Consider the following 15,776-nt stretch of genomic DNA (forward strand, 5'->3'; position numbering starts at 1 on the left):
CATCCCCCCAGCTCAACCCCCAGCAAGAACCACGCGACCACCCCCACACCAGCCGCCCCCAACGCACAGACGGAATCACCCCGGACGGCCCCCTGAAACGCCACGCCCACCCACACACGCGCCAGACCAACCCCAGATAGCCCACCTACGACACACCCCCTCCCCCTACGCGCAGGGCACCCTCAACGCCACGCGCCCCAGCGGCGAAGTTGCGCCTCCGCATGCGAAGACGGAGCCAACAAAGAAGGCCCGACCGTGGCACTGCGCCTCCCGGATGTGGAGACGGGCGTCAACGCCAAGGAAGCTGCGCGTGATGCCGCGCCTTCCAGATCCAAGGAGCAGCTCAACACCAGACGGCCCGCCTGCGACGCTGCCTCTGCCACATGCGGAGGGCAGCCTCAACGCCACGCAGCCCCCGGTGAAGTTGCGCCTCCCGAATGCGAGGGGCGGGATCAGCGTCCCACGGCTAGCTGGCGCGCTACGCCTTCCAGATCCGGGGCGAGTCCAACGCGAAGCGGCCCGCCTGCGTCGTCACACCCCGGGCAGTGGGGATGGGGTCAGCGCCAGGTGGCCTGGCTGTGGCTTTGTGCCTTCTGCATGTAGATGTCGGGCGTGTGGGCGAGCACCAGGCGGTCGCCGTCGTTGAGCTCGCGCACGACCTTGCCGGGCGTGCCCGCGACGAGGACGCCCGACGGGATCTGCTTGCCGGGCGGGACGAGCGCGCCGGCCGCGACGAGCGTGCCCGCGCCGATCCGGGCGCCGTTCAGCACGATCGCGCCGATGCCGATCAGCGACCCCGTCTCGACGTGCGCGCCGTGGACCATGGCCTTGTGGCCCAGGCTGACCCGGTCCTCCAGGACGGCGGGCATGCCGGGGTCGGCGTGCAGGCAGCTGAGGTCCTGGATGTTGCACTCGTCGCCGACCACGATCTCCTCGTCCTCGCCGCGCAGCACCGAGCCGTACCAGACGCTGGACGCCCGTCCCAGCGTCACCCGTCCGACCACCACCGCGCCGGGCGCCACCCACGCCTCGGCATGGATCTTCGGCTCGTCCTCGCCCAGCGACCCCACATAGCTCATGCGCCCGATGCTAGGCCGTCGTCCCCCGACCGCTCCCTCCTCCCCTCACCCCAGCGATCGCGGCCCCACCTAAGCGGCGCGGTGGGTATCTCTGACAGGACGCGGTCGGGCGGTTTTGGTGGGGGTGGGGAGCGACACGGGGGTTCTGGGGGGGGCGTTTTTTCGTGAAATTGGATAGTTTGTCGCTCCAACCCAGGTGAAGAAACGGCAGCGAGAAGGGCGTTCCGGTTGCGCGACCGGGGCGTATCACACGAGAGTCGAAGCTGACGTTTCTGCTACGGGCCCGCTGACCCGGCGGGTGAGGATTCGCAAAACCGACCCTGACGGGGTGATACCCCCGCCAACGACCCCCCAAGGCATCATGAGCAACGAAGCCGAAATCCTGCCGAACCTCCTCCAAGACGAGTCCTTCGAGATCGTCATGCGCGGCTACAACCGCCGCCAGGTCGACGACTACATCGCCCGCGCCCAGCAAAAGCACCGCGAGCTCGAGGCCCGGCTCGCCCGCGCGCAGGACGACGCCGAGCGCGTCCGCCGGGAGATGGCGGAGGTCCGGGAGGCCCGCAAGCCCACCGGCGACGACCTGAGCGACCGGCTGCGGCAGATCATCAACCTGGCCGAGGACGAGGCGCAGGACAAGATCGCCGAGGCCGAGGCCAGGGTCGCCGAGATCCGCAAGGACGCCGAGCAGGAGTCCAAGCGCATCGTCGACGAGGCCCGCGCGCACGCCGACAAGAACCTCTCCCAGGCGCAGGAGAAGGCCGACCACATGCTCGCCGCCGCCAAGAAGGAGTCCGACAGCGTGCTGTCGGCCGCCAAGCAGGAGGCGGAGCAGACCGTGACCAGCGCCCGGCTGGAGGCCGAGCGCACCCTCACCGCGTCCGAGCGCCGCGCCGGCGTGATCAACGAGGGCGCCACCCAGCGGCTCACCGCGCTGACCAAGAACCACACGCAGGCGCTGCAGCGGCTCACCGAGATCAGCGAGACGCTGCACCGGCTGCTGACCGCCGAGAACGAGGCCGGCCCGCTGGAGAAGATGGTCGAGGACGCCGTCCGGCAGTCGCCGCCGCGCAAGCAGCCGGCTCCGGCCCAGCCCGCTCCGTCCGCCGCCACCGCGCCGAAGCCCGTCCCGGCCGCGGCCAAGCCCGCGCCGGCTCCGGCCCCGGCGCCGTCCATGAAGAAGCCCGAGCCGGACGCCCCGGCCGCGGCCGCGGCGCCCGCTCCGCCGGTGCCGCCGCAGGCCAAGGCGCCGCGGCCGGTCGAGGACCCCGAGGCCGGCCCGCCCGCCGGTCCGGCCCCCATCGTGCCGCCGGCCCCGCGCGGCCCTGCCGACCAGAGCTGATCCCGAGCCCCGCAGAACGTCACGGGTCCCCGAAGCGGTGCGTCCGGCCCCACGCCGGACGTACCGCTTCGTCATGAGGACCGCCGCATAGGATCATCCGGGTGAGCAAAAGGACCACCACGCGCAACGGAACCGCCCGGCCGATCCGGCTTCTCGGGGATCCGGTGCTGCGCACCGAGTGCGATCCCGTGCGGACGTTCGACACGGCCCTGGAGAGGCTGGTCGACGACATGTTCGTCACGATGTACGAGCAGGACGGCGCGGGCGTGGCCGCCAACCAGGTCGGCTCCGGCCTGCGGGTCTTCGTGTACGACTGCGAGGACGACCGGGGGCGCAGGCACGTCGGCCACGTCGTCAACCCGGTTCTCGTGGCCGCCGACGGGGAGCTGCTGGTCGAGTCGGAGGGATGCCTGTCGCTGCCCGGCATGCGCTTCGAGACGGCACGCCACGCGCACGCGGTGGTCGAGGGCGTGGACGTGCGGAACAGGCCCGTCCGCGTGGAGGGCACCGGATACTTCGCCCGCTGCCTGCAGCATTAGTGCGGACACCTCGACGGCAAGGTCTACATCGACGTCCTCTCCGGAGACGTGCGGCGCGAGGCGATGCGGGCGATCCGGGATCTCCAGCGCCCCTGACGCGTATCTGTGCGTTCCCCATGAGCCCATGCTCCGGCCCCTGCGCCCAGGGCAGAAGTGGAACGTCGTTCTGTGGATAACCGCGCTCAGCCGGCGTCGAGCGGCAGGAGCACGCGGAACGTGGCGCCCTCGCCCGGCGTGGAGTCGACCTCCACCAGGCCGTCGTGCGCGGCGACGAGGGCGGCGACGATCGCCAGCCCGAGGCCGGTGCCGGTGCGGCCGTCCTCGCGTGTCCGCGACGGGTCGGCGCGGTAGAAGCGCTCGAAGACGCGGTCGACCTGGTCGGGTGAGAGCCCGGGGCCCTGGTCGGCGACCTCGAGTGCGGCGGCGGGCGCGCCGCGCAGCGTCCCCGGGGACAGCCGGACCTCCACCGGCGTGCCCGCGGGCGTGTGCGCGACCGCGTTCGCCAGCAGGTTCCCGAGGACCTGCCGCAGGCGCGGCTCGTCCCCGAGCACCTGGTAGGCCAGGCCGCCCTCGACCGAGAGCTCGATCGAGCGGTCCGGCGCGACGACGCGGGCCTCCTGGACGGAGTCGGCGGCGACGGCGAGCAGGTCGACCGGGCGCCGCTCGATGGGCCGCTGGCGGTCGAGCCGGGCCAGCAGGAGCAGGTCCTCGACGAGCAGGCCCATCCGGTTGGCGGTCTCCTCGATCCGGCCGATCATCCGGCCGATCTCCTCGGGGGTGCGGGCGGCGCCCTGCCGGTAGAACTCGGCGAACCCGCGGATCGCGGTGAGGGGCGTGCGCAGCTCGTGGCTGGCGTCGGCGACGAACCGCCGCATCCGCTCCTCGGACCGGCGGGCCGTCTCCTCCGAGCGCCGGGCGGCCGCCTCCGACTCGGCGCGGGCGCCGAACGCGGCCTCGATCTGCGCGAGCATGGCGTTCAGGGACCGGCCGAGCCGTCCCATCTCGGTGCGCGGATCGGCCTCCGGGACGCGCCGGGACAGGTCGCCCGCCGCGATCGCGCCGGCGGTCTCCTCGACCTCGGCGAGCGGGCGCAGGCTGGCGCGCACCACCCACACCCCGAGGACGGCCAGCACGGCGAGCACCAGCAGCCCGATGATCACGTCGATGGCGATGAGCCGGTTCACGGTCCGCTGGACCTCGGCCAGGCTGACCGCGATGAGGACGGTGGCGCCGGTGCCGGGGATCGGCTCGGCGAGCACCCGCCACTGCGCGCTCGACCCGCCCGTCCCGGACACGGTGAACGGCCGGTCGATCCGGCCGCCGAGGCCGGCGGGCAGCCGCGGGTAGCCGCGCTCGCCGACCGCCGGGCTCTGCCGGACCGGGCGCCCGTCGGCGTCGCGGACCTGCGCGAACATCTCGCTGGGCACCCGGACGTCGACCCGCAGCCCCTGCTGGGTCACCTGGATCATCACGCGCCCGACGGAGGAGCGGAGCTGGTCGTCGGCGCGCCCGACGAGGTACTGGCGCAGCACCGAGGTGCCGGCCGCGCTCATCACGGTCAGCCCGAGGGTGACCAGGACGAGCATCCCGGCGATCAGCTTGATCTGCAGCGGCGACCGCCTCCACAGCCGGCGCACCCACGCCGGCCAGCGCGAACGGTGCGGCGCACCGGGGCGCTGGGGCGCCTCCCCGCCGGGGTACGCGGCGTACGCACCGGACATGTTCCCCAGGCCGTCGGCCCGCGTGCCGTCCGCCGGTCCCGTGCCGGACGCCGCCGGACGGTCGCCGTACGGGGCGGGCGCGGCGCCGGCGGGAACGGGTCCCGGGACGCGCGGTTCCATCAGGCCGGAGGCTCTCGCAGGACGTAACCGACGCCGCGCAAGGTGTGGATGAGGCGCGGTTCGACGTTGTCGACCTTGCGGCGCAGCGCGGACACGTAGGACTCGACGATGCCCGCGTCGCCGCGGAAGTCGTAGTTCCACACGTGGTCGAGGATCTGCGCCTTGGACAGGACGCGTCCGGCGTTCGCCATGAAGTAGCGCAGCAGCTTGAACTCGGTCGGCGACAGCTGGACGGCCTTGCCGCCACGCCACACCTCGTGGCTGTCCTCGTCCAGCTCGACGTCGGCGAACACCATCCGGGGCGGAGGTTCGGCGACGCCGCCGCGGAAGCGGCGCAGCACGGCGCGGATCCGCGCGATGACCTCCTCCAGGCTGAACGGCTTGGTGACGTAGTCGTCGCCGCCGATCGTCAGGCCCTTGATGCGGTCCTGCACGGCGTCGCGCGCGGTGAGGAACAGCACCGGGGTGTGGTCGCCGCCGGAGCGCAGCCGCCGCGCGACGTCGAAGCCGTCGATGTCGGGCAGCATCACGTCGAGGACGATCAGGTCGGGACGGTGCCGGCGCGCGGACTGGACGGCGTCGGCGCCGTTGGTCGCGGTCAGCACCTCGAAGCCGGTGAAGCGCAGGCTGCCGGCCAGCAGCTCCAGGATGTTCGGCTCGTCCTCGACGACGAGCAGCGTCGCCTCGGGTGCGCGCGCGCCCACGCCCGCGTTCGCCGTCCGTTCAACCAATGACACGCTCTCCCTCCAGGGTCGCCTTCGACGTTCCCACCCGAACCTGAACGTCCCCTGAAGGTGAGCCGAGCATTCCCTCCACCCGGCGCGCGTCCCACGTCCGCCCGCCGCGGCCTCCCCGGCGGCCGGGGCGGGCGCGCGATGCTCGGGAATCCGGAGGCGGGGATTCAGGGAACGTTCAGGTACGTGCGCTTGAGTAGTCGGCACAGGGCGCGCCCCGGTCCGGACAGGGACCGGATCTCCGCGCCCTGGCCATCTTCCTCGCCACCGCGGCCGGGAGGGCGACACGCCGCATCGCCCTCCCGGCCGCGGTTTTTTGATGCGGACCTTATCCAGCACACTTTCAGGTCGGGTCCAGGTGGGTTCCAGAACTCCGGCGCAGATTCATAGGCGACGGCAAGACGAGGGAGTTCACATGGACACCGGCAGGCCCGAGGAGCCACAGCAGCAGCAGGCTTGGGATCGGCACGTCGCCGGATCCGGGCGGCGCGCAGCAGCAGACCAGCAGGCGGCATCCGACCAGCACGCGACACGGCCCCAGCCCATGGGGCCCGGACGGCCGGGCTTCGCCCCGCACGGGCAGTGGCAGGAGCCGGGAGCCTGGCACGCGGCGCCGATGGCGGGCGCCGGTGCCGCCGGACCGCCGCACTGGGACGTCCCGCAGGCCGAGGCCGCCGAGCCGGCCCGCCGCGGCCCGATGTGGACGGCCCGGCAGAAGGTCGCGGCGCTGGTCGCGGGCGCGGCGCTGGCCGTCGGCGCCGGCGGCGCGGGCGCCGCGGTGGCGATGGCCTTCACCGGCCACGACACCGTCTACTCCAGCCCGGTCGCCGTCTCCGGCGCCTCCAGCAAGGCGAGCACGACCGCGCAGGTCGCCGCCGCCGTGCAGCCGAGCGTGGTGTCGATCAGCAGCCGGTCGCAGATGAGCGAGAGCGAGGGGTCGGGGGTGATCCTGCGCTCGGACGGGGTGATCCTCACCAACGCGCACGTCGTGTCCGACGGCGGTCAGCTCTCGGTGAAGTTCAGCAACGGCAAGACGGCGCCCGCGACGCTGCTCGGCGCCGACACCGCCAACGACATCGCGGTGATCAAGGCGCAGGGCGTGTCCGGGCTGAAGCCCGCGACGCTCGGCGACAGCGGCAAGCTGGCCGTCGGCGACTCCGTCCTCGCGGTCGGCAACCCGCTCGGCCTCAGCGGCTCGGTGACGTCCGGCATCGTCAGCGCGCTCGGCCGCCAGGTGCAGGAGGGCGACTCCGGCGGCGGCCGGCAGCAGTTGCCGCCCGGCCTGCAGGGGCAGCTGTCCCAGCAGCAGGAGGCCGTGATCGAGAACGCGATCCAGACCGACGCGGCGATCAACCCGGGCAACTCCGGCGGCGCGCTGGTCAACAGCGCCGGGCAGGTGATCGGCGTCAACACCGCGATCGCCACGTCGGGCAGCAGCTCGGGGAACATCGGCGTCGGCTTCGCGATCCCGATCGACCAGGCGAAGAAGTCCGCCGACAAGATCATCGCGAGCGCGTCGCTGTAGGGCTCACCGGGAGCGGTGCCCGTCCATGCTCTGGGGGGAGCGGGCGGACGGGCGGCGCGTCCCGGTGCGAGGGCCGTACCCGGGGCCGGGCCGGGTACCGGGTGCGGCCCGGCATGGGAGAGCGGCCGCGTGACCTACCTGTGGGTCACGCGGCCGTTCCCCATGCACCGGCCGGCAGGACGTTCAGTTCGACGGCACCCGGAGCGCCGGCCGCCGCCCGGCCGCCGCCTTCGCCAGCATCTTGCGGGTGCTGTGCAGGTAGTACTCGCGCGGCAGCGTCCGCACCCGCAGCGGCAGCCGCGGATACACCAGCGACAGCGCCCCCATCAGCAGACGGAACCGCAGCCGCCGCGCCCGGTTCCACTTCCACCCGTACTGCTCGCGGATCGGCGCCGGCATGAGGCCCGCGGTGATCAGCCGGATCGCCGCCAGCCCCGGCGCGTTCAGCGGGCCGCCCGGCAGCCGGGGGTTGAGCACCTGGTCGGCGATCGCCCGGGACGCGTCGCTGATCTTCAGGTTGTTGAGCATCCCGGCGTAGTACTCGCGGAAATCCCGGTAGCTCGCGGGCAACCGCTCCTCAGGGCAGCCGAGGATCGTCGCGTAGACCTTCGTCTGGCCGTAGAACTCCGCCAACTCGTCCTCGGTGAACGTGCGACGGAACAGCAACTGGTAGAACTGCGCGGCGACGGCGAAGAGCGTGGCCGCCACCCACACCTGCAATTCCGGGTCGTTGGCCTCGTAGTCCGGGCCGGTGACCTGCGCGTGCCCGCGGGTGACCAGGGCGCTGAAGGTCTCCGCCTCCTCCCGCGTCCCGAACTGCACCGCGTACAGCCAGCCCATGGTGTTGCGCAGCCGCCGCAGCGGGTCCTCGGCGGTGTAGCTGTGGTCGTAGACGCCCTGCGCGACCTTCGGGTGCGCGGTCTGCAGCAGCGACGCGGCCCCGCCCGCCGCGATCAGCGCGCCCTCCCGGGTGATGTGGCGGATGAGGTCGCCGTCCTGGAACCGTCCTTCGGTCATGGCGATCAGTGTAAGTAAGTACTTGCATGACCCGCACCCCGGGCCCGGAAAACCGGACGACATGATCGTCGCCGGGCGGGGATAATCGGGGCATGCCCGACGACATCCACGTCCGCGGCTCGGTCTTCATCCCGGAGTCCGAGCTCGGCTGGCGCTTCTCCCGCTCCTCGGGACCCGGCGGGCAGCACGTCAACACCAGCGCGACCGCCGCCGAGCTGTCCTTCGACGTCGCCGCGTCCCCGTCCCTGCCCGAGCCGCTCAGGGCCCGCGCGCTGGACCGGCTCGCCGGACGGCTCGTCCGCGGCGTCCTGACGATCCGCGCCGAGGAGTACCGCTCGCAGGCCCGCAACCGCGACGCCGCGCGGGCCCGGCTCGGCGCGCTGCTGGCCGAGGCCACCGCCCCGCCGCCGAAGAAGCGCGTCCCGAAGAAGGTCCCGCGCGGCATCAACGAGCGGCGGCTGGAGAACAAGAAACGCCGCTCGAACATCAAGCGCCAGCGCTCCCGCCGCTGGGACTGACCTCCCGGCGGACGGTCCCGCCGGGTCACCGCTTCTCCAGCCGGCTGCCGCGCGGCAGCGTGACGGCCATGATGTTGCTGGGGGTGTCCAGCTCGATGCGGTGCCATCGCCCGCGCGGGACGATGGCGGCGGTCCCGGCCGTCAGCCTGATCTCCTCCTCCCCCTGCCCCGGCCGCTCCGGACGCAGGTAGAGGCGGATCTTCCCGATGAGGCAGGACACGACCTCCTCGGCCTCGGGATGGACCTCCCAGTGGTCGGAGTGGACGTCGGCGCCGGTCTTGGCGTGGAAGGCCCGCACCTGCCAGCCGTCGGGCTCCGGGTCGTCCGTCCTCTTCTCCGCGCGGATCCGTCCGCCCGGGTGGAGGCGGAGCTTGGACGTGAACAGGTCGATCGCGGTGACGGTCATTGCGGGACGTCCTTCCTGCGGTGGTCGGGCAACGGACCGGTCAGCCCTCGGCGGGGACGGGCCGGCGGTCGGCGGCCTGCCCCTCGGCCGCCGGCGGCGGGCCGCTGCGGCGCAGGACGGCGAGGGCGATGAGGGCGGCGGTGACCAGCAGCGCGGCGCCGAGGGTCAGGCCGAGCGCGTACCCGTCGTTGAGGGACCGGAGCGTCACGGTGTCGCCGGTGCGGTCGTGGGCCGCGGTGCCGAGCGCGGCGAGCCCGAGCGAGGCGCCGATCTGGCGGGAGCTGGCGAGCAGGCCCGAGGCGGTGCCGGTCTCGCGGGCCGCGACGCCGGCGGTGGCGATGGACACGACCGGTCCGAGGCACAGCCCGAAGCCGATGCTGGCGACGATCGACGGCCCGAGCACGTCGACGGCGTACGAGCCGTCCGGACGGATCAGGCCGAACAGGGCGAACCCGGCCGCGGTCACGAGCGCGCCGGTGACCAGGAGCGTGCGGGGCGACAGCCGGTAGCCGAGCCTGATCGCGAGCACCGACCCGACGACCACGCCCAGCGCGAACGGCACGAACTGGACGCCCGTCAGCGCGGGACCGTTCCCGAGGACGCGTTGCAGGTAGAGCGACATGAAGTAGAACGACGAGGCCATGGCCGCGCCGACCAGCAGGTTGTAGGCGTTCGCGCCGGTGACCGAGCGATTGGCGAACAGGCCGAGCCGCAGCAGCGGCTCCCGCGTGGTGGTCCGCTCGACCAGGACGAACGCGGCGAGCAGCACGGCGGCGGCCGCCAGGGTCCCCAGGGTGACCGGCGAGGTCCAGGCGTACCGGTCGGTCCGGACGACGCCGAACACCAGCAGGGACATGCCGGCCGTGGCCAGGACGGCGCCGAGGACGTCCGGCCGGCCGCCGCGGGCGCGGGGCGGGTCGGCGGCGACGCCGCGCCAGGCCAGGGCGAGCGCGCCAGCGGCCATCGGCACGTTCACGAACATCACCCAGCGCCACCCGGCGTACTGGGTGAGCAGGCCGCCGATCAGGACGCCGAGGGCGCCGCCGGCGGCGTTCACCGCGCTCCAGACACCGAAGGCCCGGACGCGCGCCCGTCCGGCGGGGAACGTCGCGGTCAGCAGGGCCAGCGCGGCCGGGGCCAAGGCGGCGGCGCCGACGCCCTGCGCGGCCCGGGCTGCGACGAGGTGCCCCGGTTCCTGGGCGAGGCCGCCGGCGAGGGAGGCCACGCCGAACAGGGCGAGCCCGGCCACGAGGATCCCCTTGCGGCCGTACCGGTCGGCGGCCTTGCCGCCGAGCAGGAGCAGCCCGCCGAAGGTGAGGGCGTAGGCGTGGATCACCCAGGTCACGCCGACGGCGCTGAACCCGAGGCCGCTCGCGATGCGCGGGAGCCCGACGTTCACGACGGACAGGTCGAGCGAGACCATGAACTGCACGACGGCCACGACGGCGAGCGTGAGTCCGGGCCGTATCGCCGACCGGACGACCGGTTCTTCCTGGATCGTATGCATGCCGCACATCGTGTTCTCCAGGGCGGCCGCCGGTCGTCGTGCCGGGGAAGACTCCTGCGCGTGGCACCGGGGGCGCAGATTCGGCGCGACTACTTCCCAGGGAGTAGTGGATTGATACGCCCCGGCGCCGAGGACGACCGCCGGGAAAGCCCGTAATCTGCACAAATGATGTTCCTCGACCCGCGGCGGCCGCTCCTCCAGGACGGCCTCCTCGCCGCGGCGATGGCCGTCCTGCTGACGGTCGTCATGCTCTACACGCCGAGCGCGGACGCGCTGGACCTCGCCGCCGTCCTCGGCGGCTCGGCCGCGCTGCTCGCGTGGCGGCGGGCGCCCCTGGTGACGCTGCTCGCCAGCGCGGCGTGCATGCTCGTCGTCGCGGCGCGCACCCAGCCGGGCCCGGCGGTCGCCTACCCGGTGATGGTGGCGGTGTTCGCCGCGGTCAGCGCCGGTCACCGGGTGGCCGCGGCGCTGGTGAGCGCGGCCTTCCTCGGGGCGGGCCTGGCGGTGAACCTGCCCGGCGCCGACGGGGCGGGGCAGAACTTCCAGAGCATCTCCCTGCTGGTCGGCTGGTTCGTCGCGGCCGGCGTGGCCGCGACAGTGACCCGGCACCGGCAGGCATACCTGGAGGAGGCCGAGCAGCGCGCGGCCGAGGCCGAGCGCACCCGCGAGGAGGCGGCGCTGCGCCGCGCGGGCGAGGAGCGACTGCGCATCGCCCGCGAACTGCACGACTCGCTGACGCACAGCATCTCGGTCATCAAGGTCCAGGCCGGGGTGGCCGTCCACCTGGCGCGCAGGCGCGGCGAGGACGTGCCTCCCGCTCTGCTGGCGATCCAGGAGGCCGGCAGCGACGCCATGCGCGAGCTGCGCGCCACGCTGGAGGTGCTGCGCGACTCCGACCGCTCCGACGGGGACGCCCAGGCCAGCGGCCTCGACCGGCTCGACGACCTGGTCGACCGGGCCCGCTCGGCCGGGCTGCGGGCCACGGTGACGATCTCCGGCGAGCGGCGCGGGCTGCCGCCCGAGGTCGACCGGGCCGCGTACCGGATCGTCCAGGAGGCGCTCACCAACGTCTCCCGGCACGCCGGCGGGGCGGCCGCGGCGGTCTGCCTCGACTACGGCGACGAGACGCTGGTCGTGCAGGTCGAGGACGACGGCAAGGCCGACGCCGACGCGCCGCCGGTGCCCGGCAAGGGCCTGCTCGGCATGCGCGAACGCGTCGCGGCGCTCGGCGGACGGCTGCGCGCCGAACCCCGCGCGGAGGGCGGCTTCACCGTCCGCGCCGAACTCCCCCTCGGAGGACCGGCGTGATCCGCGTGCTGCTCGTGGACGACCAGGCGCTGATCCGCGGCGGCTTCCGCGCCCTGCTGGAGATCGAGGACGACATCGAGGTGGTGGCCGAGGCCGCGAACGGCGAGCAGGCCGTCGCGCTCGCCGTCGAGCACCGGCCCGACGTCGCCCTGGTCGACATCCAGATGCCGGTGATGGACGGCATCGAGGCGACCCGGCTGATCGCCGCCGACGAGCGGCTGAGCGGCGTCCACGTCGTCATCCTCACCAACTACGGCCTCGACGAGTACGTCTTCAACGCGCTGCGCGCCGGCGCCTGCGGCTTCATGGTCAAGGACACCGAGCCCGCCGACCTGGTGCAGGGCGTCCGGGTCGCGGCCCGCGGCGACGCGCTGCTGTCGCCCGCGATCACCCGCCGGCTGATCGGCGAGTACGTCACCCGCCGTCCCGCGCCCGCGCCCGAGGCGCTCGGCGTGCTGACCAACCGGGAGCGGGAGGTCGCCGCGCTGGTGGCCCGCGGGCTGTCCAACGACGAGATCGCCGCCCAGATGGTGATCAGCCCGACGACGGCGAAGACGCACGTCAGCCGGGCGCTGACCAAGCTCGGCGCCCGGGACCGCGCCCAGCTGGTGGTGCTCGCCTACGAGTCCGGCCTGGTCACCCCGCGGCGCACCTGACGGCGCGCCGTCCCGGCGGAGTGCCGGCCGCACCGGTCGCCCTCGGCCGGTGCGGCCGGCGCCGCGCGGGTGGTGTGAACCGGATGCCGCCGCCCTCGGAGACCAGCAGTCCCAGTCCGGCGGCCTGCCGGATGTCGCGGGCTTCCTCGGCTCGTCCGGCGCGGCGGAGAAGGTCCGTCGTCGGCCGGATCGCCAGCGCGGCCATCAGCAGCGTCTCGCGGGTCTCGTCCGGAAGCAGGCCGAGCCGCTGTGTGATCACGGCCTGTACGCGCTGCGGCAGCGGCGCGGGACGCCAGTGCCTCGGGACGCGGTCGGTGAAGGCGCCGCCGAGTGCGAGGGCCAGGAACGGGTTGCCGCCGGAGTCGGAGTGCAGCGTGTTCACCACCCGCACCGGCAGCCCGTAGCCGGCGAACATCTCCGCCAGCTCGTCGGGCCCGAGGGGCGGGACGGGGATGTGCACGGCACCGGGCGCCGGAGCCCAGGCCGCCGCGCCCGCGCCTCCGCCGGTCTCCCCGCCCGCGAGCTCGTCCGGCCAGCGTCCGGCCACGACCGCGCGGACGCCGCGGGACGCGATCCGGCCCACCGTGTAGCGGACGGCGTGCACGGACTCGGCGTCCAGCCATTGCGCGTCGTCGACGAGCAGCAGGACGGGACGCTCCTCGGCGCAGCGGGCGAGCAGCCCGCGCAGGGCCAGCCGGCACGCCAGATGGTCCACGGCGGGCCGGCCCGGCGCGTCTAGCAGGTGCGGGTCGGGCCGTCCGGTCAGCCGGTCCTTCGGCAGGCCGGCGGTGAGGCCGGCGGGCAGCTGGTCGAGCAGCTCCGCCAGCCCCGAGCAGGGCACCCAGCGCTCGGTCTGCGTCCCCGCGACCCGAAGGACCAGCTCGCCGCGCGCGGCGGCCGCGGCCCCGAGGGCTTCGAGCAGGGCCGTCTTGCCGATGCCGCTGGGCCCGGTGAGCACGGCGCCGCCGTTCGCGGACAGCCGTGACTCCACGGACGCGAGCAGCACCGAACGCCCTGCGAGCGGGGACGGTGTTCCGTTCGGGACGACCGGCGGCGCCGCAGCGACGTCCATCACCTCTCCATTCCGAGGGATCGGACGCCGCACCGACGATAACGACGAGCCGGGACGCTCACAACGGGCGCGTTCCGCACGATGACACGCCCGCGCCACCGGCCGGTGCGCGAGGGCGGCGGGGACGCGCGAACGCCCGTCCCGGGGGTGGTCGGGACGGGCGTCCGGGTCTCGGTCCGCCGGTCGCCGGCGGGCCCGCGCGCGAGCGCGGGGGTCAGCCGTAGTACTCGGGGATCAGCCGTAGTACTCGATGAACGGCACCTTCCTTCCGGAGAAGCCTACGACCTGCGGCGATCATCTATATATAGCCTCTGACCTGGTAAAACTACGTTCACCGTGTTACATCGTGTTCAAGGTCATCAGGCAATGTGACGGAACAGAGACGGAACAGAGGGACGGTCGCCCGCGCGGTCCCCCGATCAAGGTCCGGTGCGCCCTCGAGCGCACCCGCCGCCCGAACATGAGGCGGCCCCGGACGCGGTGATCAAAGCACCGGCCGGGGCCTTGATCCGGAGAGGCCCGGACCCAATGAACGATCGTATGACCGGCTGCCCCCCGTGGTGCAGCGGAGACCACAAGACCACCGACTACCTCGTCCGCCATCACAGCGACGTCGGGACGATCACCGTCCAGGGCGAGCCGCTGACAGTGTCCCTCGAAGCGCCAGCGACGCCCGCCGGGGACCGGGTCGTCTCGCCCCACGTCGCGGCGCGCTGGCCGCACACCGCCCCGTACCCCGGAGGCTCCGGCGGCGACGTGGACGGTTTCGATGCCACTGCGGACGAGACCGACGCGCTCGTCACCCTGCTGACCCGCGCCGCCGCGCGGCTCCGCAGCCACCAGGCGGCCGGGCTCCCCACCGACCTCGGCCCGTACGAGACCGAGCAGCAGGCGGCCGAGACCGTGCGCGAGGCGTATGGGAACGTGACCGACCTCGGCACGATGGGCCGGTTCAACATGGCGCGCCTGAACGCGGCGTGCGCGGCCGCCGGCGTCCGACTCGGCGCGTACGACCGCCGCATCCTCGGCTGGCTCGCGGGGTGGGAGCCGGAGACGGTCGCGGTCGTCGTCGGCCTGGTCGTCCGCGCCAGCCGCGCCGCCGTCGACGGGCGTACCGAGCAGGGCCGGGAGGGCGGCCGATGACCGCCGAGCTGACCACCGAGACCCGCGAGCTGCTCGCCGCGCTCCGCGACATGCTGCGACGTGCCGGAGCCCGCCGACCGCGACGGCTGGGGCGCCCGCGCGGCCGTGCGCCGCAACCGTACGGCCCTGGTCATCGGGACCCTGAACGCCGTGGTGAACGGCGCCGCGAGCGTCTCGACCGCCGCGCGGATGCTCCGCGAGGACCTCGCCGAGCCGCTCGACTACGTCACCAAGGACGAGCGCGGGGAGGTGCTCCGATGAAGGTCTCTGCGATCCGGGCGAGCACGGCCGCGGTCGTCGTCGGTATCGGCGCCATCGCCGCCTACGTCTCCTACCGTCACGCGCTGGACGTGGCGCGGGCGCACGGCGAGCCGGGCAGCACCGGCCGCCTGGTCCCGCTCACCATCGACGGCCTCGTCTACGTCGCCAGCATGGTGCTGCTGGACGCGGCCCGCCGCGGCGCCCCTGTGCCGTTCCTGGCGCGTCCCGCGCTGGCCCTGGGCATCGGGGCGACGGTCGCGGTCAACGTCTTGCACGGCATCGCTCACGGCCCGGTGGGTGCGGTCATCGCGGCGTGGCCGGCGGTCACGCTCGTGGTCGTCGTCGAGCTGCTCATGGGGATGATCCGGCGCGGCCGGGCGGCCGAGCCCGCCGAGGACCTCGCCGCGCTCGAGGCCGAGGCGATCGAGGACGCCGAGCCGGTGGACGACGTCCCGGACGAGTACGCGCTCAAGGCGGCCGAGCCCGACGCCGTGGCGCTGCCGTGGTGGCCGCTGCCAGAGCTGGAGACCGTACCCGTGCCCGTACCCGAGCGGGACGGCCGGACGGCCGAGGACGACGACCAGGCGCTCGAGGGCGAGGCCTCCGACGACGACCCGGAGGCGGGTGTGCCCGACGTACCCGCCGACGTACTCGCGCGGGCTCGGGAGGAGTTCGCCGAGCACCTGCAGAGCGGCCGCATTCCGGGCGTCCGGCCGATCCGCGAGGCCCTCGGCTGCGGCCAGGCCCGCGCACAGCAGGTACGCGACTACCTCGCCGTACTCGCCACCAAGTAACGCCCCTGACCTGGCCCCGGGCGCTCATCGACCA

16 protein-coding genes are annotated in these 15,776 nt (G+C 73.8%); 9 read left to right on the forward strand and 7 right to left on the reverse strand.

All coding sequences use genetic code 11. From position 1 onward, the window contains the following. Positions 1–557: 557 nt before the first annotated feature. On the reverse strand, positions 558–1,079 hold the full coding sequence (locus QP089_RS11745; protein ID WP_285911558.1) for a gamma carbonic anhydrase family protein: 522 nt from the start codon (positions 1,077–1,079) through the stop codon (positions 558–560). A gap of 361 nt (positions 1,080–1,440) precedes the next feature. Between QP089_RS11745 and QP089_RS11750 the strand changes: the two genes are divergently transcribed. Continuing rightward, complete coding sequence (locus QP089_RS11750) at positions 1,441–2,421, forward strand: hypothetical protein (protein ID WP_285911559.1); 981 nt, start codon at positions 1,441–1,443, stop codon at positions 2,419–2,421. A gap of 101 nt (positions 2,422–2,522) precedes the next feature. Continuing rightward, on the forward strand, positions 2,523–2,960 hold the full coding sequence (locus tag QP089_RS11755; RefSeq protein WP_285911560.1) for a peptide deformylase: 438 nt from the start codon (positions 2,523–2,525) through the stop codon (positions 2,958–2,960). A gap of 182 nt (positions 2,961–3,142) precedes the next feature. Here QP089_RS11755 and QP089_RS11760 read toward each other — a convergent pair whose 3' ends face one another. Together QP089_RS11760 and QP089_RS11765 are read right to left on the reverse strand one after the other, a co-directional pair. Next, a complete protein-coding gene (locus QP089_RS11760; RefSeq protein WP_285911561.1) occupies positions 3,143–4,801 on the reverse strand; it encodes a sensor histidine kinase in 1,659 nt (552 codons plus the stop codon). Then, positions 4,801–5,532 carry a response regulator transcription factor gene (locus tag QP089_RS11765; protein ID WP_285911987.1) on the reverse strand — a complete coding sequence of 244 codons (732 nt, stop codon included), beginning with the start codon at positions 5,530–5,532 and terminating at the stop codon, positions 4,801–4,803. The genes QP089_RS11760 and QP089_RS11765 overlap by 1 nt, the downstream gene beginning before the upstream one ends. A gap of 418 nt (positions 5,533–5,950) precedes the next feature. Between QP089_RS11765 and QP089_RS11770 the strand changes: the two genes are divergently transcribed. Beyond that, positions 5,951–7,060 carry a S1C family serine protease gene (locus QP089_RS11770; protein WP_285911562.1) on the forward strand — a complete coding sequence of 370 codons (1,110 nt, stop codon included), beginning with the start codon at positions 5,951–5,953 and terminating at the stop codon, positions 7,058–7,060. Between the two features lie 183 nt (positions 7,061–7,243). On the opposite strand, the gene QP089_RS11775 is transcribed toward QP089_RS11770, so the two are convergent. Beyond that, a complete protein-coding gene (locus QP089_RS11775) occupies positions 7,244–8,077 on the reverse strand; it encodes an oxygenase MpaB family protein (RefSeq protein WP_285911563.1) in 834 nt (277 codons plus the stop codon). A gap of 92 nt (positions 8,078–8,169) precedes the next feature. Between QP089_RS11775 and arfB the strand changes: the two genes are divergently transcribed. Beyond that, the gene (arfB, locus tag QP089_RS11780) at positions 8,170–8,595 is read left to right on the forward strand and encodes an alternative ribosome rescue aminoacyl-tRNA hydrolase ArfB (RefSeq protein ID WP_285911564.1); all 426 of its coding nucleotides are present in this window, start codon (positions 8,170–8,172) and stop codon (positions 8,593–8,595) included. 25 nt (positions 8,596–8,620) lie between these two features. Here arfB and QP089_RS11785 read toward each other — a convergent pair whose 3' ends face one another. After that, positions 8,621–9,001: a cupin domain-containing protein gene (locus tag QP089_RS11785; RefSeq protein WP_285911565.1), complete on the reverse strand. Its 381-nt coding sequence runs from the start codon at positions 8,999–9,001 to the stop codon at positions 8,621–8,623. Positions 9,002–9,041: 40 nt separating this feature from the next. Next, positions 9,042–10,508, reverse strand: a complete 1,467-nt coding sequence (locus QP089_RS11790; protein WP_285911566.1) for an MFS transporter — start codon at positions 10,506–10,508, stop codon at positions 9,042–9,044. 165 nt (positions 10,509–10,673) lie between these two features. Here QP089_RS11790 and QP089_RS11795 point away from each other — a divergent pair, with 165 nt between their 5' ends. Both QP089_RS11795 and QP089_RS11800 read left to right on the forward strand, forming a co-directional pair. After that, positions 10,674–11,816: a sensor histidine kinase gene (locus QP089_RS11795; RefSeq protein WP_285911567.1), complete on the forward strand. Its 1,143-nt coding sequence runs from the start codon at positions 10,674–10,676 to the stop codon at positions 11,814–11,816. Then, positions 11,813–12,472, forward strand: a complete 660-nt coding sequence (locus tag QP089_RS11800; protein WP_285911568.1) for a response regulator — start codon at positions 11,813–11,815, stop codon at positions 12,470–12,472. Before QP089_RS11795 ends, QP089_RS11800 begins: the two co-directional genes overlap by 4 nt. Here the strand turns inward: QP089_RS11800 and QP089_RS11805 are convergent. Next, entirely contained in the window at positions 12,453–13,544 is a 1,092-nt protein-coding gene (locus tag QP089_RS11805; protein WP_285911569.1) for an AAA family ATPase, read from the reverse strand. The genes QP089_RS11800 and QP089_RS11805 overlap by 20 nt on opposite strands. Before the next feature lie 540 nt (positions 13,545–14,084). On the opposite strand from QP089_RS11805, the gene QP089_RS11810 reads away from it, so the two are divergent. The 3 genes from QP089_RS11810 to QP089_RS11820 are packed head-to-tail and all read left to right on the forward strand — an operon-like array spanning position 14,085 to position 15,742. After that, entirely contained in the window at positions 14,085–14,687 is a 603-nt protein-coding gene (locus tag QP089_RS11810; RefSeq protein WP_285911570.1) for a DUF6907 domain-containing protein, read from the forward strand. Between the two features lie 60 nt (positions 14,688–14,747). After that, a complete protein-coding gene (locus QP089_RS11815) occupies positions 14,748–14,948 on the forward strand; it encodes a hypothetical protein (protein WP_285911571.1) in 201 nt (66 codons plus the stop codon). Beyond that, complete coding sequence (locus tag QP089_RS11820; protein ID WP_285911572.1) at positions 14,945–15,742, forward strand: DUF2637 domain-containing protein; 798 nt, start codon at positions 14,945–14,947, stop codon at positions 15,740–15,742. Before QP089_RS11815 ends, QP089_RS11820 begins: the two co-directional genes overlap by 4 nt. Positions 15,743–15,776 lie beyond the last annotated feature (34 nt).

This window comes from Actinomadura opuntiae (genome assembly GCF_030283205.1).
GTDB lineage: Bacteria > Actinomycetota > Actinomycetes > Streptosporangiales > Streptosporangiaceae > Spirillospora.